This window comes from Kitasatospora sp. NPDC058063 (genome assembly GCF_042885395.1).
Taxonomy (GTDB): domain Bacteria; phylum Actinomycetota; class Actinomycetes; order Streptomycetales; family Streptomycetaceae; genus Kitasatospora; species Kitasatospora lactacystinica.
Genome location: NZ_JBHVSD010000002.1, coordinates 361,538 through 384,364, shown reverse-complemented (window position 1 = coordinate 384,364; position 22,827 = coordinate 361,538). Strand labels below are relative to the sequence as shown.

Here is a 22,827-nt window from a genome sequence, read left to right as displayed (position 1 = left end):
CACGTTGGAGGTACCGCCGATGCCCCGACCGCTCAGCCGCCGCGCCGCCCTCGGCCTCGCCGCCGGGCTCGCCCCCGGGGTCGTGCTCACCGCCTGCGGGTCCGGCTCCCCGGCGCCGGGTGCCGGCGCGGCAGGCCCGACCGGCGGCGGCTCGGCAGGCAGCGGCTCGGCAGGCGGAACGCGGACGGTCCGGCACGCGCGCGGCGAGAGCACCGTGCCGGCGCGGGCGAGCCGGGTGGTGGTCCTGGACACCGATGCGCTGGACTCGGTGGTCACCCTCGGCCTCAGCCCGGTCGGCGCCACCACCGTCACCGCGGGCGCCCCCTTCCCTGCCTACCTGCCGGCGGAGCGGCTGTCCGGGACGAAGCCCGTCGGGGCGATCGGCCAGCCCGGCCTGGAGACGATCGCGGCACTGCGGCCGGACCTCATCCTGAGCAATCAGGTCCGCGACGACAAGCGCTACGACGAGCTCTCGAAGATCGCGCCGACGGTGCTCTCCAGGACCACCGGCCCGACCTGGAAGGAGAACGTCCGGCTGCACGCCGAGGCACTGGGCCGCCAGACCGAGGCCGAGGCCGCGGACGCGGCGTACCGGACCAGGCTGCGGGACCTCGTGACCGCACTCGGCGGACCGGCCAGGGCGGCGGCCACCCGGGTCGAGATGGCCCGCTTCCTGGCGGGCGCGCCGACCAGGCTCTACCTCAACGACACCTTCGTCGGCTCGCTGTTCAAGGATCTCGGGCTCGGCCGGCCCGCCAACCAGGACAAGCCCGGCTTCTCGATGGAGATCAGCCCCGAGCAGGTGGACCAGGCGGCGGCCGACGTCATCTTCTACTCCGTATACGGGGACGCGGCCAAGTCGGACCGGGGAAGGATCACCGAGGGCGCGCTCTGGAAGGGCCTGGACGCCGTACGCAGCGGGCGGGTGTTCGGCGTGGACGACAGCCTGTGGATGCTCGGCATCGGCTACACCGGCGCCGGGCTGATCCTGGACGAGATCCGCAGGGACCTGGCGCCGGCGGGCGGGTGACGGACGACAGATGTCCGATGACAGATAACAGATGATGAAATCTGTCATCCGTTATCCGTCGCCCGTCACCCGTCATTCGTCACCCGTCATCCGCCCGCCGCCCGGGCGGTCACCACTGCCCGTACCGCCCCGGCCGCAGCCGCCCGGTGCACGCGAGGAAGGCCACGAACCCGCCGAGGACGATCCAGCCGGGCCAGCCGGCCAGCGACATGGTGAGCGGGTCCAGCTCGGCGCCCGGGGCGGCGAACTCCCGCACCATGGACACGCTCATGCTGCTCGCGAAGGCGTGCGCCAGCACCGCCGGGACCACCGACCCCGAGCGCAGCCTCAGCCAGGTGAAGACCGGCAGGACGAGCACACAGCTCACCGTCAGCGCGGGCACCGCCAGGTACCAGGGCCGCCCCGGGTACTGGCCGCCCATCAGCAGCGTCGGCAGGTGCCAGAGCGCGAAGGCCGTTCCGGTGAGCACGTACGCCCGGACCAAGGCCGCCGCACCGCCACCGCCTCCGCCTCCGCCCTCACCCCGGCCGTCGCCCTGCCCCTCGCCCCTGCCCTGCCCCTCACCCCGGCCCAGTCGCAGCAACCGGGGGAAGAGGAAGCCCTGCCAGCCGATCTCCTCACCGAAGAACAGCGGCAGCGACAGCAGCATCCCGATCGAGCCCTGGAGCGCCCACGATCCGATCCGCCCCGCGTTCAGCGATCCGAAGCCGGCGAACGGGTAGCCGCCCGCCACCGCACCGAGCACCAGCGTCGCGGCCGTCAGTCCGCCGAGCACCCCGAACGGCAGCAGACAGGCCCGGACCGCGCGGGCCCGCGGCCGGGGCCACCGCAGCGCGAGCGCCTCCCGCACCCCGCCGCCGCGCTCGACGAAGCGGACCACGAGCAGGGCCGCCAGTGCCGGGGCCAGCATGGCGGCCCCGATGCAGAGTTGTTCCAGGGCGCCGACCTCCTCGCGGGCGTCGGCGCGCCGGTAGCCGCCGGCGAGCAGTGGTGTCATGGCCGCCCACATCCCGGCGTAGGCGAGCACCAGGTAGACCAGCAGGCCGCGCCATCGGACGGCGTTCGACGGGTTTTGCTTCAGTAGCGTCATGCCGGGGACGCTACGGACCCGGAGGTTCGACCCGGAACCAAGTGCACTGCCGTTCCCGGGGGTTGTCCACTACCACCGCGATGGTCGAGTTTTCTGGGTGTACGGAGGCCCGCTGGAGGTGCTACTTCGCGCCCCGCGCTCCGCCGCCCGCCACCGGCCGTTCCGCGAACCTCTTCCGAAGCTGCACGAGAAGGAAAATTGACGTATCGTCAGGCGCCATACAGCGGGAGCGACGGTGGTCCGCTCACCGTCGCTCCCGCCGTACTCCCCCGCCAGCCGGCACCCACGGCCCGGCGGGGCCTCGACTCCTTCCCGGGCCCGGGCCTGATCCGGTCCAGGCCCGGGCCGGCCCGGTTCCGACCCGGTTCCGGGCTCGGCTCATGCCCGAGGTCTCACCGGAACCGGCGCCGGACTCGGCTCAGTTGACGTTGACGGCCGTCCAGGTGGCGGCGACGGCGTTGTACTCCGCGCTGCCCGATCCGTACAGGTCCGCCGCCGCGCTGAGGGTGCCCGCCCGGGCGCCCGCGTAGTCGGTGGTCGAGGTGAAGTAGGTGGTCAGCGCGCGGTACCAGATCTGCGCGGCCTTGTCCCGCCCGATGCCGGCGAGCGTGGAGTTGTCGTACGTCGGGCTGTTGTAGCTGAACCCGTTGACCGTCTTCGCGCCGCTGCCCTCGGACAGCAGGTAGAAGAAGTGGTTCGCCACCCCGGACGAGTAGTGCACGTCCAGGTTGCCGACGTTCGCGTCCCAGTAGTCCGCCGAGGCGCCGTCCTTGCTCGGCTGGTCCATGTAGCGCAGCGGGCTGCCGTCGCCGCGCAGGTTGATCAGCTCGCCGATCCAGTAGTTCGGCGGGTTGGAGGGCAGGTTGGCGTACCACTCGACCATCGTGCCCATGATGTCCGAGGTGGCCTCGTTGAGGCCGCCGGACTCACCGGAGTAGTTGAGGTTGGCGGTCGCGGCGGTGACGCCGTGGCTCATCTCGTGCCCGGCCACGTCGATCTCGGTGAGCGGCGCGGTGTCGTTGTTGCCGTCGCCGTACGACATGCAGAAGCAGCTGTCGTCCCAGAAGGCGTTGACGTAGTTGGAGCCGTAGTGCACCCGGCTCAGGGCACCGACGCCGTCGTTGCGGATGCCGCTGCGGCCGAAGGTATTCTTGTAGAAGTCCCAGGTGGTGGCGGCGCCGAACTGGGCGTCCACGGCGGCGGATTCGCGGCTGTTGACGGTTCCGTCGCCGAAGTTGTTGCTGGTGTTGGCGAACAGCGAGCCGGTTCCGTCGGTGCCGCCGTTGAGGTCGCTGGTGGACTGGTCGCCGCGGCTCGCGTCCTTGAGCGAGTAGCTCGAACCGCTCTGGGTGGTGGTCAGCGGGACCTGGCCGACGAAGACGCCGTTGCCGGTGCCGGCCGCGGTCTCGATCGTCTCGTGCGTGGCGAGGACCCGGCCGTCGGCGGCGTCGGTGACGAGGATCTGGCGGCTCGGGGTGCCGTCGGCGCGCAGGCCCTCGACCGTGGTGCGGTACGCCAGGCGCGGGGTGCCGTCGGTGGCCCAGACCACCAGCTCGGCCTGACCGGCCCGGTGGACCTCGGTGAGCGGCGACTCGTCGGCGTCGGCCTTCGCCCCGACGGTGGCCTTGACTCCCTCGGCGACCTGGGCGACGGCCTGGTCGGCGGCGATCTTCGGGGTCAGGCTCGGCAGCGCGATCCGTGCGGCGACCGCCTTGTCGACCGACTTCACCGAGCCGTCGGCCTTCTGGTGGACGACCAGGTCTCCACCGATCACCGGCAGGCCGGCGTAGATGCGCTCGAAGCGCAGGTGGCGGGTGCCGTCCTTGTCCACCAAGGCGTCCTTGGCGACCAGTTGCTCCTTGTCGCCGAGCTTGAGCGCCTTGGCCAGCGGGCCGGCCTGACCGGCCGCCAGCTTGAGCGCGGTCGCGTGCTGCTGGGCAGCCTGCGCCTGCAGCGAGGGGGTGGGAGCGGCCTGGGCGGCGGTGCTCACCTGGATCACACCGGTCAACAGGGCCGTGGCCGAGAGCACGGCGACGGCTGCGAGCTTACGCTTCACGAACGAGTCCTTCCGGGAAACCGCGTCAGGGCGCGGTCGCACCGCGTCCCGGGGGCCGGGTCGGCCCTGTGGGGCGGAACGGGTGCTGACGTGCGGGAACCCCGTGCAATCGAGCGGCTCGCCACCAAGGGGTGGGGGTGGGGCTACCGCCGGGGGGTGACCAGAAGCATGACAATCCAGCAGATGAATTGACAGGTCTGCTTCATTTGTTGGCCAGGTCCCGCCATTGGGTAAAGAGCGTCCAATCGGCAGGCGAATCGGGGCAATTCACCGCATCCCGCCAAGGGCTTCGAGCAGAGCGACGGCCGATCGCCTGCGCCTACGGGCACTCGCCCACCGAACCCGGGCCCGGAGCACCCGACAGGCCGACCGTCGATCGACTTTTACATGTGTGTAGAAGATTCCATACGGTCCCTTGACACCCGGGTGGCGAGGTTCCGCCACCCGACCCCCCTTGTCCGCTGGAAGGGAGGCTGCTAGCGCCCCGGGCCGACCGGGGTCGTCACTGGAGCCGCCACTCCTGGGCGGCGTTGCCGGCGGTGCAGGCGACCATGGTGACCGCGTTGCCGGGGCCGTTGTTGGTCATGCAGCTCTGGTTCTGGTAGTCGCCGAGCGTGTACGAGCCGGCCGAACTTGCGCTGCGAACCGTCCAGTTGGTGAGGAAGCTGAACCCGTTGCTCAGCACGACCTTCCCGTCCATCGTCTGTACCAGCTGCGGGCCGCCGTTGTTGCAGGCATTGAAGAGGATCCACGAGCCGGGGTTGGTCGAGCGCACCCAGCCGTACTGCGAGTGACCGCCGACCAGGATCGGGTTGTCCCCGCTCAGGTTGTCGTCGCGCATCCCGATCGTGCGGCCGTCCTTCACGCTGACGATGGTGCTCCAGCTGTTGCCGCCGCAGGACGGCGGCCTGTTCGCACCTGACGAGGTGTTGCCGGTGCCGCCCGTGGTCTGGGCCGGGGGCTGCGGGTTCTGGTCGGCGGGCGGGTTGGGCGGGTTGCCACCGCCGGGCTTGTTCGCCTGATCGGCCGGTGATCCGCCCGCAGCCGTACCCGTACCCGCGCCCGTACCACCGGTCCGGCCGCCGCCCGTACCGCTCGAACCGCCCGCACCGCCGCTGCCGCCCTGTCCGGCGGCCGGCACCGGGGGCACCGGGGCCTGCGGCTGGCCCTGGCCGGCGGCGGGTGCCGACTGGTCGGGGACCGGGGTGGCCGCCGGAGTGTCGGTCGGCGCCGAGGTGACCGGCGCGGTGGTGGTCGCGGGCGCCGCGGTGGCGGTGCCCGGGTTCGCCGGCACGGTGACCACCACGGTCGGCTGGGCGCCGGGCGGCAGGGCCGCGTCGGAGCCGCCCGCCCCGCGGTCGACCAGCAGCACGGTCGCCGTGCCCATCGAGATGACGACGGGGATGACGATGGGCACCAGCAAGGCGCGCCGCGACCGCTTGCGGCCGGGCTCGGTGGGAGCGTGCGGCTCCACCTTCGCGACCTCGTCCACCGCCGGGGCACCGCCCGCGGCGGGGACCACCACGGCCCCCGCCTCGGCCGGGTCCGCCCCGGCGCCGCCCTTGATCAGTTCGACAGCACCGCCCTTGCCCGCCGCACCACCCTTGACCCCTGCACCGCCCTTGGCCCCCGCACCGCCGTCGGCCGCCGCACCGTTCCTGTCCGCCGAGCCCGCGCCGGCTCCGAGCGGGATGGTCCCGCTGTCCTCGGGGCCCGCCTTCCCGGGTGCCTGCGCGCCGCCCGCGCCGCCGTCCCTCACGAGTGCTGTACGGGCCGCTCGGGCCGCCGCCGCCATCGCGGCGGCGTCCGCGTACCGTTCCTCGGGCTTCTTGGCGAGCGCCCTGGCCACCAGCGCCCGCACCGACACCGGGAAGGTGTCCGGCAGTTCCGGCACCGGCTGGTTGACGTGCTTGAGCGCGATCTGGAGCGGCCCGTCACCGGAGTACGGCGGCGCGCCGACCAGCAGCTCGTAGCAGACCACGCCGATCGAGTAGAGGTCGGTAGCCGGTCCGAGGTCCGTGCCCTCGGCCTGCTCCGGGGACATGTAGAGCGCGGTGCCGATGATCGCGAACGGGGCGGTCAGCTTGGTGCTGGCGAGCGCCCGGGCGATGCCGAAGTCGGTGATGGCCACCCGCCCGTCGACGCGCACCATCAGGTTGGACGGCTTGATGTCCCGGTGCACGATCTCCCGCCGGTGCGCGGCGTGCAGCGCGTCCAGGGCGCCGGCCACCAGGTCGAGGGTGCGCTCGACGGTCATCGGGCCGGTGTCCCTGAGCACCCTGTCCAGCGGACGGCCGTCGATCAGCTCCATGACGATGTAGGCGCAGCGTTCCTCGCCGTCCCCGCCGCTCTCGCCGTAGTCGTGGACGCCCACCACGCCGGGGTGGTCGACCGCGGCGACGAGCTGGGCCTCGCGGCGGAAGCGCTGGGCGGAGGTGTCGTCCTCCAGCAGCTCCGAGCGCAGGATCTTGACCGCGACCCGGCGTGCCAGCACGGTGTCCTCGGCCCTCCAGACCGAACCCATCGCGCCGCCGCCGATCTTCTCGACCAGCTCGTACCGCCCGCCGAGCACGGTGCCCGCCCCGCTCATACCCCTGCTCCCCCCGTGTTCCGTGCCCCGCCCCGACGGGTCATCGGCACACAGTGTGCCAGAGCGGGTTACAGGCTCAGTTGATCAGGTCCGGACAGGAATTGAGCACGAATCATCAGTCCATGAGGAAGTATCGGGCGTGATCCGAAACCTCTCGGACGGCCGCGACGACCGCCCGGGGCCGGTCGGCCTGAATGGCGTGACCGGCACCGTGGACCGTGCTGTGGGTTCCCCGGACGGCGTTCCTCGCGACGCCCGCCTGCAGGGCGGTCCAGCGGACGCGCATCGCACCGGGCAGTCCCCGGGTCGCGCTCAGGACCGTCACCGGCATCTCGAACGGTCGCGCGGTGGAGCGGCGTCGCCGGATCTCCGGAACGGCGACGGAGGTCAGCCGCTGCTCGGCGAGGACGGCCCGCCGCTGGTGCCGGTGCGCGATCACGGCCGCCTCGGCCCGGTCGAGCGGCGTCGCCCGATCGAGCGGCACCTCCGCGTCGAGGGACGCCGGTGCATCGAGGGACGCCGGTGCCGATGCCGTCGGCGCCGATCCCGCCCGGTACAGCCACAGCCGGTTCAGCACCGCCTCGGCGACCCGGATGGACCGTGGCTGGAACTCCTCGTGCGCCGGGTCCACCAGGACCAGCCCGGCCACCAGCTCCGGCCGCTGCCAGGCGAGGAGTTGGGCCAGCTGGCCGCCCCAGCTGTGCCCGATCAGGAGCGCCGGTCCAGCTTCCAGGTGCTGAACGAGGGCGGCCAGGTCGGCGATCTGGCCGTCCAGCGTCGGGGCGGCGGCCCGACCGGGCTCGCTGGCGCCCAGCCCTGCCCGGTCGTACGCCACGACCCGCCCGTACCGGGCGAGTTCGGGCAGGACGGCCGACCAGCCGAGCGCCGTGGTGCCGCAACCCGCGATCAGGACCATCGGTGCGACACCGCCCCGACCAGCCTCCACCCAGCGCAACGCCCTTCCATCGCGGTCCAGTTCACCGCTGCGCACTCCGCCGGGCAGGTTCTCGCCGAGCGCCCGCGCGACGGCCTCCTGGACGCTCCGCAGATCCGGCCCGGCGGGCTTCGCCCGCTCGCCCTGGCTGGCGTTCATGTGCCGTCCCCCCTGGATCGTGGTCCGGCCCCTCCCCCGGGGCCGGTTCCGATGACCCGCGCGGACCTGTGCGGACCGGTGCGGACCTGTGCGGACCGGTGCGGACCTGTGCGGACCGGTGCGGACTCGCGCGGACCGGTGCATGGTCGAACGGCGCCGGGTCAACAGGTACGGCCTCAGGCCGGCAGGACCCGCTTCAGCAGTCCGAGCAGTGCCTCCCAGTGCCGCTCGGCGGCCGCGGCGTCGTAGCGGCTGGTGTCGGCCTGGGTGTAGCCGTGCGGGGCGCCCGCGTAGACCTCGGCCCGGTACCGGACGCCGGCGGCGGTGAGGGCCGCGGCGAGCCGGTCGATCTGCTCGGGCGGCAGCGCGGGGTCGTCGTCCGCGTGGCCGAAGTACAGCTCGGCGGTGATCCGGTCGGCGCCCAGGTGCGGGCTGTCCGGGCTGTCGGTGGCGAGGCTGCCGCCGTGGAATCCGGCCGCGACGGCGATCCGGTCCGGGTGGCTGGCGGCAGTGCGCAGCGCCAGCAGGGCCCCGCGGCAGTAGCCGGTCAGGCCGACCGGGCCGTCCTGGACCAGCGGGGACTCGCCGAGCCAGCGCAGATACGCGTCCGCGTCGCGCGCGGTCGCCTCCGGGGTGAGCGTGCCGAGCAGCGGGACGATCCGGGCGAAGAGTTCGTCGGCCTGGTCCAGGTCGATGAGCTCCGGCAGATCGACGACCGGCGCGCGCCCCGCCCGGTAGAAGACGTTGGGGACGAGCACGGTGTACCCGGCCGCGGCCAGCCGGTCGGCCATGCGCTCAAGGTGCGGCCGGAGCCCGAAGGCATCCATGTAGAGGATGACACCCGGGTGGGCCCGGCCGTCGTCGGGGTGGGCGAGGTAGGCGTCGGCGGTGCCGTCCGCCGTCGGAATGTCCACGAGGGTTCCGCGCACGGGCATGGTCAGGGCGCTCCTTCCGGTTCGTCCGGCAGCGTATCCGGTGGGCCTGTCGCCCGCCCATGCGGTTTTCGCCACACTGCGCCCGCACTACGCCCGCGCTGCGCCCATGGCGCGCCCGCATCCTGGGCCCGGCCCGGCCCGACCCGACCCAGCTCAGCCCGGCTCAGCCCGGTCCAGCCCGGTCCTGCCTCGGGAACGCGACGGCCCCGCGGCCGCGTTGAGCGGGCATGGGGTGGATCGTGGGTGTGGCGGCGGCGGTCGTGGCGGTGCTGGGGATGGTGCTGCTGGCGGCGTGGCAGGTTCAGGATGAGTCCTCGTCGCGCCCGCGGCGCCGCGGGCCCGGGACCGGGATGGGCGCCGGCGGGCTGGACGAGCTGCACGCCCTGTTCAGTCCGGGCAAGCAGGTGCAGATCGAGCAGAAGCGGGAGCAGCTTGTGCTGCGGGACGACGCGCAGGCCGGCGGGCCGCCGCACCTGGGCGTGGACCTGGACCGGGGCGTGGCGGTGATGCCGGGCGGGGCCGCGGAACGGACGCCCCCTCCCGCACCGCGCGAGGAGGGCCCGACGGCTACGGCCGGCCCGGTGCCCCTGGCGCCGGACGCTCAGGCGCCCCAGGTGCGGGAGCAGAGCACCAGCCGGTAGCCGTCCGGGTCGGCCACCGTCACGCCGTACTCGTCCCAGTACGGGTTGTGGGACTCGACCCGGGTCCCGCCGGCCTCCTCCAGCCGGGCGACCATAGCCTCGTCCACCGGGGCGCCGAGGTAGACGACGAACAGGTCGTCCACCGTCGGGGTGGGCTCCAGCGGCCGCTCCGGGTCGCGCGTCAGCTCGAAGTGCCAGCTGCCGCCGGACGGGCCGACCATCAGCAGGTCGTGCTCACCGGACACCCGCTCGGTGCTGCGCCACAGCACGGCGAGGCCGAGTCCGCCGACGTAGAAGCGCTCGGCCGCCGCGAGGTCGCGCGAGGGGCGGGCGATCCGGACCCGCACGGTGGAATCGATCATGCCGGCGACCATAGCCCATGCCACTGACAGCGAACCCCGCGGTGCGACTGGTTCGCGGACGGTCCGTCAGAGCCGCTGCAGGCGTTCCTCGTCGGAGGTCCGGGGGCAGGTCAGGCAGGCGGTCGCCGCGGGCCCGACCGCGTAGTAGAGGCAGCAGCCGAGCCGGGTGCGGGTGTGGTGGGCGCGCCCGTCGGGGGTGTGCAGGCGGCGGAAGTCGGCGCCGCCGGGGAGCGGCAGGGTGCCGCCGGGCAGGACGGCCTCGGCGGCGGCGACGGAGGCGTCCTCCTCGCCGAGCATCCGGCCGAGGTACCAGAGGGCGGAGGCCAGATCGTCAGTCACCATGCCCCAGAGTGCGCGGTCGCGGCGCCGGGTGGGCCCGGCGAACGCGGCGAGCACCGGCCCGAGGTGTGCGACCACGGCGGCCCGCAGTTCGGCGCGCAGTTCGTCGTCGCCGGGCATGGTGAAGTGGCCGGGCATAGTGACGTGGCCGGGCATGGCGTCGTCGCCGGGCATGGTGACGTGGCCGCGCGGGCGCAGGGCGAGCGCACCGGTGGGGGCGTGCAGCCAGAGGTCGGCGGGGTCGACGGCCGGCACTCGGCGGGAGAGGTGCCACGGGCCGGCAATCAGCAGGCAGGCCGACCAGGCGTAGTGGTGGAGCAGTCGGGAGGCGGTGACGTGCGGTCGCGGGGCGCTGCCGTGCTCGTCGGCGATGCGGGTCTCCGCGCCGGCCAGGACGGCGGCCAGCGCGCTTTCGTCGGCGGCGAGTTGGGCTCCGGAGTACCAGCCGTCGGCGGCGCGCGGGTCGGGCTCGCCGCTGTCCAGGAGGCGCAGCTCCAGCACTGGGCAGAGCTCCACCAGCCGCCGGTAGTCGGCGACGAGCGCCGGGGCCCCGGCACGCACCGAGGGCGCGACGGGCATGGATGTTCCGGGAACCATTGGCACTCCCGAGATCGATTCTGCATGATCGATTAAGGTGAGGCTCACCTTACAACGCCTCACGTCGCCCGGCGACCACGGCCCGGCCTGCCGGTCGACCCGTCGACCCCATCGGCCGAGCCCGTCGGGGTTTGACGAACTTAGGCGAACCTAACCTAAGATCTCGCTTCGTGCTGAGAACCGACCCGCCGGCCCCCACAGCCCCGGCGACGCCTCGTTCTCCGGCGATCCGGCAGCCCCTGCTGCTGTTCGCCGGCGTGTGTGCGCTCGTGCTGTGTGCCGCCCTGAGCCTTGCGCTGGGCTCCCGTTCCATTCCGCTCTCCACCGTGCTCGACGCCCTCACCGGTGCCGCCCACGGCGGTGAAGCCGACGTGGTGACGGGCCTTCGGGTCCCGCGCACGATCATCGGACTGGCGGTCGGGGCCGCGCTCGGCGTCGCCGGGGCGGTCGCCCAGGGCGTGACCCGCAACCCGCTGGCCTCCCCGGTCACCCTCGGCATCAACGCCGGGGCGAGCCTCTTCGTGGTCGCCGCGATCTACACGCTGAACCTCGCCCGCCCGGTCGAGTACGTCTGGTTCGCCTTCGCCGGTGCGGCCGTCGCCGCCGTCGCCGCGTACGCGATGTCCCGGCGAGGCGGAGACCTCGACCCGGTCCGGCTCGCGCTCGGCGGCACCGTGCTCACCGTGGTGCTCACCTCGTGGACCTCCACGCTGATGCTGGCCAGTCACCGCACCCTGGACGAGGCCCGGTTCTGGCTGGCCGGCTCGATCGCCGGGCGGCACCTGGACACCCTCACCCCCGTCCTGCCCTTCCTCGTGCTCGGCCTGGCCGGCGCACTCGCCGTCGCACCCGCCCTCAACGCGCTGGCGCTCGGCGACGAGACCGCGCAGGCGCTGGGCGTGCCGGTGGCCCGGATCCGGATGGTCGGCGGGCTGGCCGTGGTGCTGCTGGCGGGCAGCGCGGTCGCCGTGGCCGGACCGGTGGCGTTCATCGGACTGGCTGCCCCGCACCTGGTCCGTCCACTGCTCGGCAACGACCACCGCTGGCTGCTGCCCGGCTGCCTGGTCACCGGTCCGCTGCTGCTGCTCACCGCCGACGTGCTCGGCCGGCTGGTGGTCCGCCCGTCCGAGATCGAGGTCGGCATCGTGACCGCGTTCCTCGGTGCGCCGCTGCTCGCGGTGCTGGCCCGGAAGGTGGCCAGGTGACCGCGATCACCCTGCCCGTCCGAGCGCTCTGCCGCCGCCGCGCCCGTACCGCCGTCTGGTCGCTGGTGGCCGCCACGCTGCTGGTGCTGCTGACCGGGATCGCGCTCGGCACCGGGCGGGTCGGCATCTCCGCCTGGGACGCGCTGCGCGCGCTGGCCGGACAGGGCGAGCCCGGAAACGTCCTGGTGGTGCGGCAGTTCCGCGCGCCCCGGGTGGTCTCGGCACTGATCGCGGGCGCCGGACTGGCGATGGCCGGATCGACGCTCCAGCGGCTGTTCCGCAATCCGCTCGCCGCCCCCGACACCATCGGCATCACCGGCGGCGCGTCCTTCGGTGCGGTGCTGATGCTCGCCACCGGCGCGTCCCAGCAGCTGATCCCGCTGGCCGCGGTCGGCGGCGGGCTGCTCGCGGCACTCCTGCTCGGCGGCTTCGCCTGGCGCTCCAGGATGGCCGTCACCCGGCTCGTACTGGTCGGTCTGGCGGTCCAGCAGGGCCTGGCCGCCGCCGTGAATCTGATGATCGTACGGTTCCCGGCCGAGCTGGCCTCCTCCGCGCTCCAGTGGACCACCGGCTCGCTCTACGGCCGCAACTGGACCGAGGTGTGGATCGGCGGCACCGCCATCGCGCTGACCGCCGTCGCCCTGCTGCTCTGCCAGCGGCGGATCGCCGTGCTCGACCTCGGCGACGACTCGGCCGGCGGTCTCGGCCTCACCCCGGCCCGGGACCGGCTCGGACTGCTGCTGCTCACCATCACCCTGGCCTCGCTGGCCGCCGCGCTCACCGGGCCGGTCGCCTTCGTCGCCCTCGCCGTCCCGCACCTGGTCCGGCTGCTCGCCGGACCGCCCACCCTCGGCACGCTCGGCCTCACCGCGCTCACCGGCGCCGTGCTGCTGCTCTCCGCCGACCTCCTCGTGCTGCACGTGATCCCCGTCCACGGCCTGCCGGTCGGTGCCGTCACCGCCACCCTCGGCGCGCCCTGGCTCCTGGTGCTGATGATCCGCCAGGGCCGGCTTCCCCAGAGGAGCAGCTGATGACCTCCGTCGAGACGACCGCCGGGACGGCCGGGATGGCCGGGGCCGCCGGGGCCACCAGGGCTGTTGAGGCCGCTGGGGCCACTGGGGCCGAACGGGCCGGCAGGGCCGGCAGGGCCGGCAGGGCTGACAGGGCTGACAGGGCCGCCGAAGCCTCGGGTGCGACTGCCGGGAGTCCCGCCGTTGTGGCCGCCGGTGCCGGTGCCCACCGGCTCGCCGTCCGGGGCCTCGGCCTGCGCTACGGCGACCGGACCATCGTGGACGGGCTCGACCTCGAACTGCCCGGCGACGCCGTCACCGCGATCGTCGGGCCGAACGCCTGCGGAAAGTCCACGCTGCTGCGCGGGCTGGTCCGGCTGCTCGACCCGGCCGCCGGGACGGTCACCCTGGACGGCGCCGACATCCACCGGATGCCCGCCCGGGCGCTCGCCAAGCGGATGGGCCTGCTCCCCCAGCAGCCCGTCACCCCCGAGGCCGCCACCGTCGAGGCGCTGGTGCGGCTCGGACGCTACCCGCACCAGCGGATGCTCAGCCCGTGGTCCAAGGCGGACCAGGCGGCGGTCGAGGAGGCGCTGGAGCGCACCGGCACCGCCGAGCTGCGCGACCGCCAGGTGGACCGGCTCTCGGGCGGGCAGCGCCAGCGGGTCTGGATCGCGCTCGCCCTCGCCCAGGAGACCGACCTGCTGCTGCTCGACGAGCCGACCACCTTCCTGGACCTGCGCCACCAGCTGGACGTCCTCGACCTGGTCGCCGACCTGCACGCCGAGGCCGGGCGGACCGTCGTGATGGTGCTGCACGACCTCGGGCAGGCCGCCCGGTACGCCGACCACCTGGTGGTGCTCAAGGATGGGCGGCTCGCGGCCGCCGGTCCGCCGTCGGAGGTGCTGACGGCGGAGCTGGTGGAAGCCGTGTTCCAGGTGCCGTGCCGGGTCGTGCCCGACCCGGAGACCGGCACGCCGCTGGTCGTGCCGCGAGCACGGACGCGGCGCGGTGACGCCCCGCCCTCCCCCTGACCTCCTGTTGATGAACTCCCCCTCCTCACCCCCCTGTTCGGGCAGCCGGCTCGAACCGACCCAAGGAACCCCGATGAACCGCCGACTCCCTGTCGCCGTCCTCACCGTCGCCCTCTCGACCACCCTGCTCGCCGCCTGCGGCAGTACCGGGGACGGCACCACGTCGGGCGGCGACTCCGCGTCGTCCGCGTCCTCCGGCTCGGCCGACACCGCCGCCGGATTCCCGCGCAGCGTCAAGCACGCCGCCGGAACGGCCCAGATCAAGAGCCGGCCCAAGCGCGTCGTGGTGCTGGACAGCGGCGAGCTGGACGACGTCACCCTGCTCGGCATCACACCGGTCGGCGCGGTGTCCCCGCACATGAAGACCGAGGGCGGGTTCCCGAACTACCTCAAGGACAAGATCAAGGACACCAAGGACGTCGGCCCCATGAACGAGCCGAACCTGGAGCTGATCGCCTCCCTCAAGCCCGACCTGATCCTCTCCTCCAAGGTCCGCCACGCCAAGGTGTACGACCAGCTGAACGCGATCGCCCCGACCGTGCTGGCCGAGACCACGGGCTTCCCGTGGAAGGAGAACCTCGCGCTGTACGCCCAGGCGCTCGGCAAGGAGGACGACGCCAAGAAGGCGCTGGTCGACTACGAGGCGCGGGCGAAGAAGCTGGGTGAGGCGATCGCGGCGAAGAACAACGGGACCATGCCGACGGCGTCGGTGGTCCGCTTCGTGGCCGGCCCGACCCGCCTGTACGCCAAGGCCTCCTACAGCGGCGTGGTGCTCAAGGACGTCGGCCTGGCCCGTCCGGCCCCGCAGGACGTGGAGCAGAACATCGTCGAGGTCAGCGCCGAGCAGATCAACCAGGCCGACGCGGACCTGGTGTTCGTCACCACCGCCGACGACCCGACCAAGACCAAGGAGAGCGAGGTCCAGCAGACCCCGGTCTGGCAGGGCCTGAACGCCGTCAAGAACAACAAGGTGTTCAACGTCCCGGACGAGACCTGGATGTCCGGCATCGGCGTCCAGGCCGCCGACGCGATGCTCGGCGACATCGCCAAGGCGGCGGGCGTGGACGCGCCGAAGTAACCGTCGACAGCCGGGGCGAACAGATGACGTCCGTCATCCGTCGGACGACCGATGACGGACGACGGAATTCAACTGACAGGTTTCGAAAGTTGTCAGCTGTCATCTGTTCGCCCTCCCTCCTCCGCCACCCTCCGAGGACCCTCCATGCGGCTCTACCTACTCGCGCTCAACCCCACCGACTCCGTCACCTCCGGCTTCCTGCCCGCCGCCGCCCGGCTCGGGCTCGACGTCACCGTCCTGACCGACGGCGCCGAAGCCCACCGGCGGGCCTACGCCGAGCTGTCCTTCCCCGCACCCGAGGTCCTGGAGTGCGACGTCCGCGACTTCCGCGCCGTCATCAGCCTCATCTCCCGCCGCACCGCGGCCGCCCCGGGCCACGCGCCCGAGGCGGTGTTCAGCAACAGCGACCACCTCCAGACCCAGACCGCACTGGCCGCCGAGTACTTCGGCCTCCCGGCCAAGGACTGGAAGGCCGCGCTGCGCGCCAAGGACAAGGGCCAACTGCGCCGCCACCTCGCACTGACCGGCCTGGACACCGTCCGGTCCGCCGAGCTGGCCCCCGGCCAGGACCCGGCCGAGCTGGACGTTCCGTTCCCCTGCGTGGTCAAGCCCCGCGAAGGGGTCGCCAGCGAGGACGTCACCCTGGTCGCCGACGCCGACGAACTCGCCCGCCGCTGCCGAGAGATCCAGCACCGCAGAGCCGGCGCCACCCTGGTCGTCGAGGAGTTCCTGACCGGGCAGCTGTGCACCCTGGAAACCCTCGGCGACGCCCGGCGACGGCACGTCCTGGGCGGCTTCCGCACCCGGCTCTCACCGCCGCCCGACTTCATCGAGGAGGTGCTCACCTTCGTCCCGGCCCACCCGCAGCCGCTGGTCGACCAGGTGCTCGCCCAACTCGACGCGCTGGGCGTCGGTTTCGGCGCCTGCCACACCGAGTTCGTCGTCCAGCCGGACGGCCGCGCCCGCATCATCGAGGTCAACTACCGCGCCATCGGCGACCAGTGCGACCTGATGCTGGCCGAGGTCCTCGGCATACCCCTGTTCGAGCTGATCCTCGGTGTCCACCTGGGCCGCGACCTGCCCGCCGACCTCGCCGAGCAGTGCGCCGCCACGCCCCGCCGGGCCCGCAACGAGGTGGTCTGCGCCGACCGCGCCGGCGTCCTCGCCGCCGCCCCCGGTCCGTACGACGAGGAGCGCGACGGCGTCCGGCTCGCCTATCGCCCGCTGCGCCCGGTCGGCGAGCGCCACGAGCACTACCGCACCAACCGTGACTACCTGGGCGTCGTCTGGACGGTCGGCACCGACCAGGCGGCGGTCGACGCCGCCGCCGCCCGCTTCCTCGCCGCCAACCGCTGGGAGATCACCCCGTGACCGCCGGAGACCGACCCGCCACGGCCCGCGGACACCAGCCCGTAGCCGGGGCCGGGGCCCACCCCACGACTCCCGCCGGACAGCCGTGGACCGCGGCCGAGCAGCTCACCCTGCGCGTACTGTCCGCCCTGCTGCGCGAGGATGTCCTCGGCCTGCGCACCCACGGCACCGTCGAGGACCGCACCGACGGCCCCTGGCTGACCGTTCCCGGGCTGCAACTCGCCCTGCCCGTACGCCCGGAAGGCTTCCAGTGCGAGTACGCGGCCCGGCTGCCGCTGCTGGAGCTGGCCGGCCGGCGGCTCACCGGTCCGGACGCCGTCGTGGCGGCGCTCGCCGAGTCCGCCGACGCCGAGGACCGGCCCGGCTGGGCGGCCTTCACCGAGGAGTGCCGCCAGACCCTCGCCACCATGGAGCTGCACGAGCGCGTCCGCCCCGAGGTGCACGACCGGCTCGCCGACCTGTACGGCGCGGACCCGGCCGACTGGACCGGCCTCGCCGCCGCCCTCGGCCACGACACCCTGGCCGCCTACCTCGACCACCCGGTCTACCCCACCGCACGGGGCCGCTCCGGCCTCACCGAATCCCAACTCCAGGCCTACGCACCCGAGTTCCACTCCCCCTTCGAACTGCGCTGGCTGGCCGTCCCGGCCGGCGCGCTGACCGTCCACGGCGACCGGCCGCTGCCGAGCTGGTGGCCCACCCCGACCTGGCTCGGCCTCGCCGACCGGTGCCCCGACGACGGCTGGGCCACCCTTCCGGTCCACCCCCTCACCGTCGGCGCGCCGCTGGACGAGGCACTGGCCGCCACCGGCCTGGCCGGCCGCGCGGTGCTCGCCGAACGGCCGTACCTGACCGTCGTCCCGACGCTGTCCATGCGCACCGTCGCCGTCGCCGACGACCCCGCCTGCCACCTCAAACTGCCCCTGGCCACCGCCACCCTGGGCCGCCTCAACCGCCGCACCATCAAGCCCGGCACGCTGCTCGACGGCGCCGCCGGCCAGCGGCTGATCGAGGCCGTCCTGGCGCGCGAGCCGCGCTTCGCCGGCCGCGTCCTGCACGCCGACGAGCAGTCCTGGGCACACGCCGGACACGAGCTGCTGGCCGTACTGCTGCGCCGCTACCCGGCCGGACTGGAGCAGGCGTCGACCGTCCCGCTGGCCGCCCTGCTGGCCCCCGCGCCCGGCGGGCGGCTCGTCGTCGACCACCTCGCGGACCGCTACTACGGCGGCGACGTCCTCGCCTGCTACGACGCCCTGCTGGAGCTGCTGCTCGACTGGCAGACCGCACTGTTCGGCCACGGCGTGGCCCTGGAGTCGCACCAGCAGAACACCTCCCTGGTGCTCGACCGGGACGGCCTGCGGCTGCTCTACAAGGACGACGACGGACCGCGCGTTAACACCGCCCGGATGACCGCCTCGCTCGGCGAACTCGCCCCCGACCAGGAGGAGTTCGACGACGAGCGGATCTTCGGCGAGGACGACCGGCCGCTCGTCGACCTGTTCGCCACCATCACCGGCCACCTGTGCACCGGCGCCCTCGCCTTCGGCCTCGCCGACCACGGAAGGGCCGAACTCGCGGACACCGTGGCCCTGCTGAGGAAGCGCACGGCGGAGGCCGTGGAGCGGATCGGGCCGGTCGGCGAACCCCTGCGGGCCGCCCTGCTGGACGCCGAGCGGCTGCCGGTCAAGGCCATGGTCACCGCCGGAACGCTGCTCAGCAAGCAGCGCTCGGGGGCCGCCGACATCAACAAGCACTACACCAGCGGGCCCAACTACCTGCGCGAACAGGCCTGCGAACCACCGCAGGACCACCTGAACGAGCACGCGCGGAACCATCCGGACGCCCATCAGGACACCCGTCCGCACAGCCATCCGGGCAGCCACCCGGACAACCGTCCGTACGACGGTCCGCACGGCCACCGGCACCCGGACGGGACCCACCGGTGAGCGTGGAGACCCTGCCGCGGCAGTCGCAGCCCTCGGCCGACCGCTCCGGCGGGCTCGCCCGGCGCCAGGTGCACGCCGTCGCGGCCTGCTACTTCGTCGCCTCCTTCGCCGCGCTCGGCCTGCCGCCCTACCTGACGGCGATCCTGCCCGCCCTCGGCGACCCCCAGGCCCGCTGGGCCGGTGTGCTGTACATCGTCCCGACGGTGTTCAGCGCGCTCGGCGCACCGCTGTGGGGCCGGCTGGCCGACCGCTTCGGGCGCAAGCGACTGCTGCTGCGCGCCCAACTCGGCCTAGCCGTCTCCTTCCTGCTGGCCGGAGCGGCCGACAGCCTGACCGCGTTCGCCCTCGCGCTGGTCCTCCAGGGCTTCCTCGGCGGCACCTTCGCCGCCACCAACGGCTACCTGGCCGCCGCGCTCGACGGCTCCCGGCTCTCCCGCGCCCTCACCCTTATGCAGGGCAGCGCGCGGGCGGCGCTGGTGGCGGCGCCGATCCTGGTCGGGGCGCTCTCCCCGTGGATCGATCCGCACCGCCAGTACCTCGTGATGGCCGTACTCCCGCTCGCGGCAGCGGTGTTCCTCTCCCTGCTGCCCGAACCGGAGTGCGCCGAGGCAGCGGCGGCCACCGCCGGCCGGACGGCCGAGCGGGTCGCCACGGTGTCGCTGCTGCCGCTCTACGCCTTCGAGTTCGCCTTCGTCTTCGCGACGGTGATCTCCTTCCCGTACCTGATCGCCCTCGCCGAGCAGCGCCTGCCCGGTGTGGACGGCACCACGACCGGCGTGCTGTTCGCCCTGCCGCACCTGTGCTACCTGGTGTTCGCCTCCCGCACCCACACCGCGTTCCACACCCGCCCGCACACCGGCATCGCGCTCGGCTTCGGCTTCGTCGCGCTCGGCCTGGCCGGGCACGCGGTGGCGTACTCGCTGCCGGTGTTCATCGCCGTCCGGCTACTGCTCGGCGCCGGGCTCACACTCGGGCTGGTCTGCCTCGCCGTGCTCGCCGCCGGTGCCGCCCGGGGGCGCCCGCCCGGGCGGATGTTCGGCACCCTCGAACTCGTCTCCAAGGGCGGCGCCGTCGCCGCCGGCGTCGTCGCCGCGCTGGCCAACGGGTGGTTCGGCGCCGCCGCCCCCGTGGTGGCCGGAACCGCCGCCGCCCTGCTGGCCGCCGTCGCGGCCACCACCCTCACCCTCCCGTCCCTCCGCCAGCGCTGGAGTCGCCGATGACCCCCGAGCAGTCCGCCCACTCGCCCAGGACCAACGAACTCCGCGACACCACCGGCCGGCCCGGCGACACCGCCGCCCGTCCCTTCGACCCCACTAGCCGACCTGGCGGCAGCGACGAACTGCCCACCGCCGACGATGCGGTGGTCCACACCCTGCTGAACTGCCTGCTGCGCGAGGTCTCCGCACCCGAGCACCAGACCGCCGCCGACGGCGGCCGCCTGCTGCTGCGGCTGCCGCGCCGCGGCGCCCTGCTGCGGGTCGCCCTGCGCCGCACCTCGCTGCTCGGCGCGCACCGCTTCACCGGGCCGATCGAGGTCGAACGGGACGGCGACTGGGTCGAGTTGGACTGGCAGGAGCTGGCCGAGTACGTCCAACACGAACTGGAGCTGCGCACCGGCACGGTGAACGAGGAGTTCCTCGACCAGGTCGCGTCCAGCCACCAGGGTGTCCGCCAGGGCCTGGACGACCGGCCGGCACCCGGCGCCGACCGCTACCTGGAGTCCGAGCAGGCACTGCTGTTCGGCCACCGCTTCCACCCGGCCCCCAAGTCCCGATCCGCCGCCCGCGGCGACTGGCGCGACTACGCCCCCGAGTCCCGCGCCGCCTTCCCGCTGCGCCACCTCGCCGTCCGCGCGGACCTGCTGGCCGAGGAGTCGCTGGACGGGAGCGCGACCGCACTGCTGGACGGCCTCGGCGAGGTGCCGGACGGCTACCGGCTGCTGCCCGCCCACCCCTGGCAGTACCAACTCATCGGCAACCACCCGCTGTTGCGCGCCGCCCTGGCCCGGGGCGACGTCCTCGACCTGGGCCCGCGCGGCGAGCGTTTCACCGCCACCGCCTCGGTGCGCACCCTGCACGGCGCCGACGCCTTCCTCAAGTTCAGCCTGAACGTCCGCATCACCAACTGCCTGCGCAAGAACGCCGCGTACGAGCTCACCGGCGCCGTCGCGCTCACCCGAATGCTCGCCCCGGCCCTGGCCGACCTCGCCCGGCGCTTCCCGGCCTCGGCCGTGCTGCGCGAACCGGCCTTCCGCACCCTCGCGCTGCCCGGCACCGACGGCCGCCCCGACCGGGCACTGTACGAGGGCTTCGGCCTGATCGTCCGGGAGGGCTTCGGCGGTGTGCTGCGGCCCGGCGTCACCCCGCTGCTCGCGGCCGCCGTCGCCGACGAGCACCCGACCAGTTCCGCGCACATCTCCCGCCTGCTGGGCGCGAGTTCGAACGGCGCGGCGGCGCTCGACTGGTGGCGCGCCTACCTGCGACTGCTGCTCCCGCCGGTCCTGGCGGCCTACTTCGACCACGGCGTGGTGCTGGAGCCGCACCTGCAGAACGTGCTGATCGGCGTGGACCCGTCCGGCCACCCCGTCCAGGTGCTCTTCCGCGATCTGGAGGGCACCAAGCTCGTCCCCGAGCAGAACGCCGACATCCTCACCGCGCTCCCGCCCGAGGTGGCCGGCCCGATGACCTACGACGCGGAACGCGGCTGGGACCGGGTGGTGTACTGCCTGCTGGTCAACCACGTCGCCGAACTGCTCGCCGCGCTCGCCGACCGCCACCCCGAGCTGGAGTGCGCGCTCTGGCAGGCCGTCCGGGACACCCTGGAGGAGTACGCCGCCGCGCACGGCTGCCCGCCCCGGCTGCGCGCTCTGCTCGCCGGTGTGCCACTGCCCGCCAAAGCCAACCTGTTGACCCGCTGGGAGCGCAAGGCCGACCGCGAGGCCGGCTACGTCCGGCTGCCCTCCCCGCTGGCCGGATCCGTCCTCGCCGGGGCCGCCCGCGTGCCCGCCCACATGCCCGCCCGCACATCGGACCACGCGTCCGTCCCCACGCCGGCGCACACGCCCGTCCGCCTTCCCGCCGGGAGCACCGCCCGATGACGACCGAGACCACCCGGCCCGCCGAGGCCGCCCGACCCACCGAGGCCGTCCGCAGCTTCGCCGCCGGCCTCACCCCCGACGAACTTCCCTCCTACATCTACGACTTGACAGCCATTCGGGAGCATGCCGCCGCCGTCCGGGCCGCGCTGCCCGAGCGGGTCGAGCTGTACTACGCCGCCAAGGCCAACCCGGAGGCGCCGCTGCTGACCGCGCTGCGCTCGGTGGTGGACGGCTACGAGGTCTCCAGCGGCGGGGAGTTGGCCCACGTCCGGGCCGTCGCGCCGGGCGCTCCTCTGGCCTTCGGCGGGCCGGGCAAGACTCCGGCCGAGATCACCGCGGCGGTGGACGCCGGGGTGCACCGCTGGCACATCGAGAGCGAGCAGGAGCTGCACCGGCTGGCCGCCGTCCTCGCGGACCGGCCCGGCGCGGTCGTGGACGTGCTGCTGCGGGTCAACCTCGCGGTCGAGTCGGCAGCGCTCGACGCGGTGCCACTCGCGATGGGCGGCCGTCCGACGCCGTTCGGGCTGGACCCGGACCGGGCCGAGGAGTGCGTCCGGCTGCTCACCGGCGGCAGTCCGCCGGCGCGCCGACTGCGGCTGCGCGGCGTGCACGCCCACCTGGCCAGCGGGCTCCCGGCGGCGGAGCAGTTGTCGGTCGCGGCGCGGATCGTCGCCTGGTCGGCCGCACTCGCCGAGCGGCACGGCTTCCCACTGGCGGAGGTCAACATCGGCGGCGGAATGGCCGTGGACTACGCGGACCCCTCCTCCCGCTTCGACTGGACGGCCTTCGGCGAGGGCCTGGCCGAGCTGCTCGACGCCCACCCCGGGCTGACCCTGCGGATCGAGCCCGGCCGGGCGATGACCGCCTACTGCGGCTGGTACGCGACCGAGGTGCTGGACGTGAAGGCGAGCCACGGCGAGGACTTCGCGGTGGTCCGCGGCGGCACCCACCACCTGCGCACGCCCGCGACCCGGGGGCACTCCCAGCCCTTCGCGGTGCTCCCGGTGGACGCCTGGCCGCACCCCTGGCCGCGCCCGGCCGTCACCGGCGGCCGCGCCACCCTGGCCGGACAGCTCTGCACCCCGAAGGACGTCCTCGCCCACGCGGCCGAGGGCGCGGACGGCCTGCGGACGGGCGACCGCGTGCTGTTCGCGATGGCGGGCGCGTACGCGTGGAACATCTCGCACCACGAGTTCCTGATGCACCCTCGCCCGGGCTTCCACTACCTGGGCGGCGATGGGCCGAGCCCGGCGCAGGGGTGAGGGAGAACGAAGGACGGGTGACGGGAGCCGACGGCCGACGGGGAACAGCCGACAACTGACAGCTGACAGATTTCGAAATCTGTCAGCTGTC

General features: G+C 73.8%; 18 protein-coding genes. 11 read left to right on the top strand and 7 right to left on the bottom strand.

Going from position 1 to position 22,827, the window contains the following annotated elements; all coding sequences use genetic code 11:
- Positions 1–19 precede the first annotated feature (19 nt).
- Positions 20–1,030 (top strand): ABC transporter substrate-binding protein, encoded by a 1,011-nt coding sequence (locus tag ACFVUY_RS05405; RefSeq protein WP_387727527.1) that lies wholly within the window; start codon positions 20–22, stop codon positions 1,028–1,030.
- 109 nt (positions 1,031–1,139) lie between these two features.
- Here ACFVUY_RS05405 and ACFVUY_RS05400 read toward each other — a convergent pair whose 3' ends face one another.
- The 5 genes from ACFVUY_RS05400 to ACFVUY_RS05380 all read right to left on the bottom strand — a co-directional run bounded on the left by ACFVUY_RS05400 (position 1,140) and on the right by ACFVUY_RS05380 (position 8,794).
- Positions 1,140–2,120, bottom strand: coding sequence for a CPBP family intramembrane glutamic endopeptidase (locus tag ACFVUY_RS05400; protein ID WP_387727525.1), 981 nt, complete (start codon positions 2,118–2,120; stop codon positions 1,140–1,142).
- A gap of 418 nt (positions 2,121–2,538) precedes the next feature.
- Positions 2,539–4,176 (bottom strand): M4 family metallopeptidase, encoded by a 1,638-nt coding sequence (locus ACFVUY_RS05395; protein ID WP_387684960.1) that lies wholly within the window; start codon positions 4,174–4,176, stop codon positions 2,539–2,541.
- 502 nt (positions 4,177–4,678) lie between these two features.
- The gene (locus ACFVUY_RS05390) at positions 4,679–6,766 is read right to left on the bottom strand and encodes a serine/threonine-protein kinase (RefSeq protein WP_387727523.1); all 2,088 of its coding nucleotides are present in this window, start codon (positions 6,764–6,766) and stop codon (positions 4,679–4,681) included.
- Between the two features lie 115 nt (positions 6,767–6,881).
- Entirely contained in the window at positions 6,882–7,859 is a 978-nt protein-coding gene (locus ACFVUY_RS05385; RefSeq protein ID WP_387727521.1) for an alpha/beta fold hydrolase, read from the bottom strand.
- Positions 7,860–8,035: 176 nt separating this feature from the next.
- Positions 8,036–8,794: a dienelactone hydrolase family protein gene (locus ACFVUY_RS05380; protein WP_387727519.1), complete on the bottom strand. Its 759-nt coding sequence runs from the start codon at positions 8,792–8,794 to the stop codon at positions 8,036–8,038.
- A gap of 227 nt (positions 8,795–9,021) precedes the next feature.
- Here ACFVUY_RS05380 and ACFVUY_RS05375 point away from each other — a divergent pair, with 227 nt between their 5' ends.
- Positions 9,022–9,435: a DUF6191 domain-containing protein gene (locus ACFVUY_RS05375; RefSeq protein WP_387727517.1), complete on the top strand. Its 414-nt coding sequence runs from the start codon at positions 9,022–9,024 to the stop codon at positions 9,433–9,435.
- On the opposite strand, the gene ACFVUY_RS05370 is transcribed toward ACFVUY_RS05375, so the two are convergent.
- On the bottom strand, positions 9,396–9,797 hold the full coding sequence (locus tag ACFVUY_RS05370; protein ID WP_387727516.1) for a VOC family protein: 402 nt from the start codon (positions 9,795–9,797) through the stop codon (positions 9,396–9,398). The two genes, ACFVUY_RS05375 and ACFVUY_RS05370, sit on opposite strands and share 40 nt — an antisense overlap.
- A 66-nt stretch (positions 9,798–9,863) precedes the next feature.
- Entirely contained in the window at positions 9,864–10,715 is an 852-nt protein-coding gene (locus ACFVUY_RS05365) for a (2Fe-2S)-binding protein (protein WP_387727514.1), read from the bottom strand.
- Between the two features lie 245 nt (positions 10,716–10,960).
- Between ACFVUY_RS05365 and ACFVUY_RS05360 the strand changes: the two genes are divergently transcribed.
- The 9 genes from ACFVUY_RS05360 (at position 10,961) to ACFVUY_RS05320 (ending at position 22,736) form a co-directional block, all read left to right on the top strand.
- Positions 10,961–11,938 (top strand): FecCD family ABC transporter permease, encoded by a 978-nt coding sequence (locus tag ACFVUY_RS05360; RefSeq protein ID WP_387727807.1) that lies wholly within the window; start codon positions 10,961–10,963, stop codon positions 11,936–11,938.
- The gene (locus ACFVUY_RS05355) at positions 11,935–12,969 is read left to right on the top strand and encodes a FecCD family ABC transporter permease (RefSeq protein WP_387727512.1); all 1,035 of its coding nucleotides are present in this window, start codon (positions 11,935–11,937) and stop codon (positions 12,967–12,969) included. The genes ACFVUY_RS05360 and ACFVUY_RS05355 overlap by 4 nt, the downstream gene beginning before the upstream one ends.
- Before the next feature lie 185 nt (positions 12,970–13,154).
- Complete coding sequence (locus ACFVUY_RS05350; protein ID WP_387727510.1) at positions 13,155–13,982, top strand: ABC transporter ATP-binding protein; 828 nt, start codon at positions 13,155–13,157, stop codon at positions 13,980–13,982.
- A 73-nt stretch (positions 13,983–14,055) separates the two neighbouring features.
- Complete coding sequence (locus ACFVUY_RS05345) at positions 14,056–15,060, top strand: ABC transporter substrate-binding protein (RefSeq protein WP_387727508.1); 1,005 nt, start codon at positions 14,056–14,058, stop codon at positions 15,058–15,060.
- 144 nt (positions 15,061–15,204) lie between these two features.
- The gene (locus ACFVUY_RS05340) at positions 15,205–16,431 is read left to right on the top strand and encodes an acetyl-CoA carboxylase biotin carboxylase subunit family protein (protein ID WP_387727506.1); all 1,227 of its coding nucleotides are present in this window, start codon (positions 15,205–15,207) and stop codon (positions 16,429–16,431) included.
- Entirely contained in the window at positions 16,428–18,377 is a 1,950-nt protein-coding gene (locus ACFVUY_RS05335; RefSeq protein ID WP_387727504.1) for an IucA/IucC family protein, read from the top strand. The genes ACFVUY_RS05340 and ACFVUY_RS05335 overlap by 4 nt, the downstream gene beginning before the upstream one ends.
- A 2-nt stretch (positions 18,378–18,379) precedes the next feature.
- Positions 18,380–19,597 carry an MFS transporter gene (locus tag ACFVUY_RS05330; protein WP_387727805.1) on the top strand — a complete coding sequence of 406 codons (1,218 nt, stop codon included), beginning with the start codon at positions 18,380–18,382 and terminating at the stop codon, positions 19,595–19,597.
- The gene (locus ACFVUY_RS05325; RefSeq protein ID WP_387727502.1) at positions 19,594–21,474 is read left to right on the top strand and encodes an IucA/IucC family protein; all 1,881 of its coding nucleotides are present in this window, start codon (positions 19,594–19,596) and stop codon (positions 21,472–21,474) included. Before ACFVUY_RS05330 ends, ACFVUY_RS05325 begins: the two co-directional genes overlap by 4 nt.
- Entirely contained in the window at positions 21,471–22,736 is a 1,266-nt protein-coding gene (locus ACFVUY_RS05320) for a type III PLP-dependent enzyme (protein WP_387727500.1), read from the top strand. Before ACFVUY_RS05325 ends, ACFVUY_RS05320 begins: the two co-directional genes overlap by 4 nt.
- The last annotated feature ends 91 nt before the right edge of the window (positions 22,737–22,827 follow it).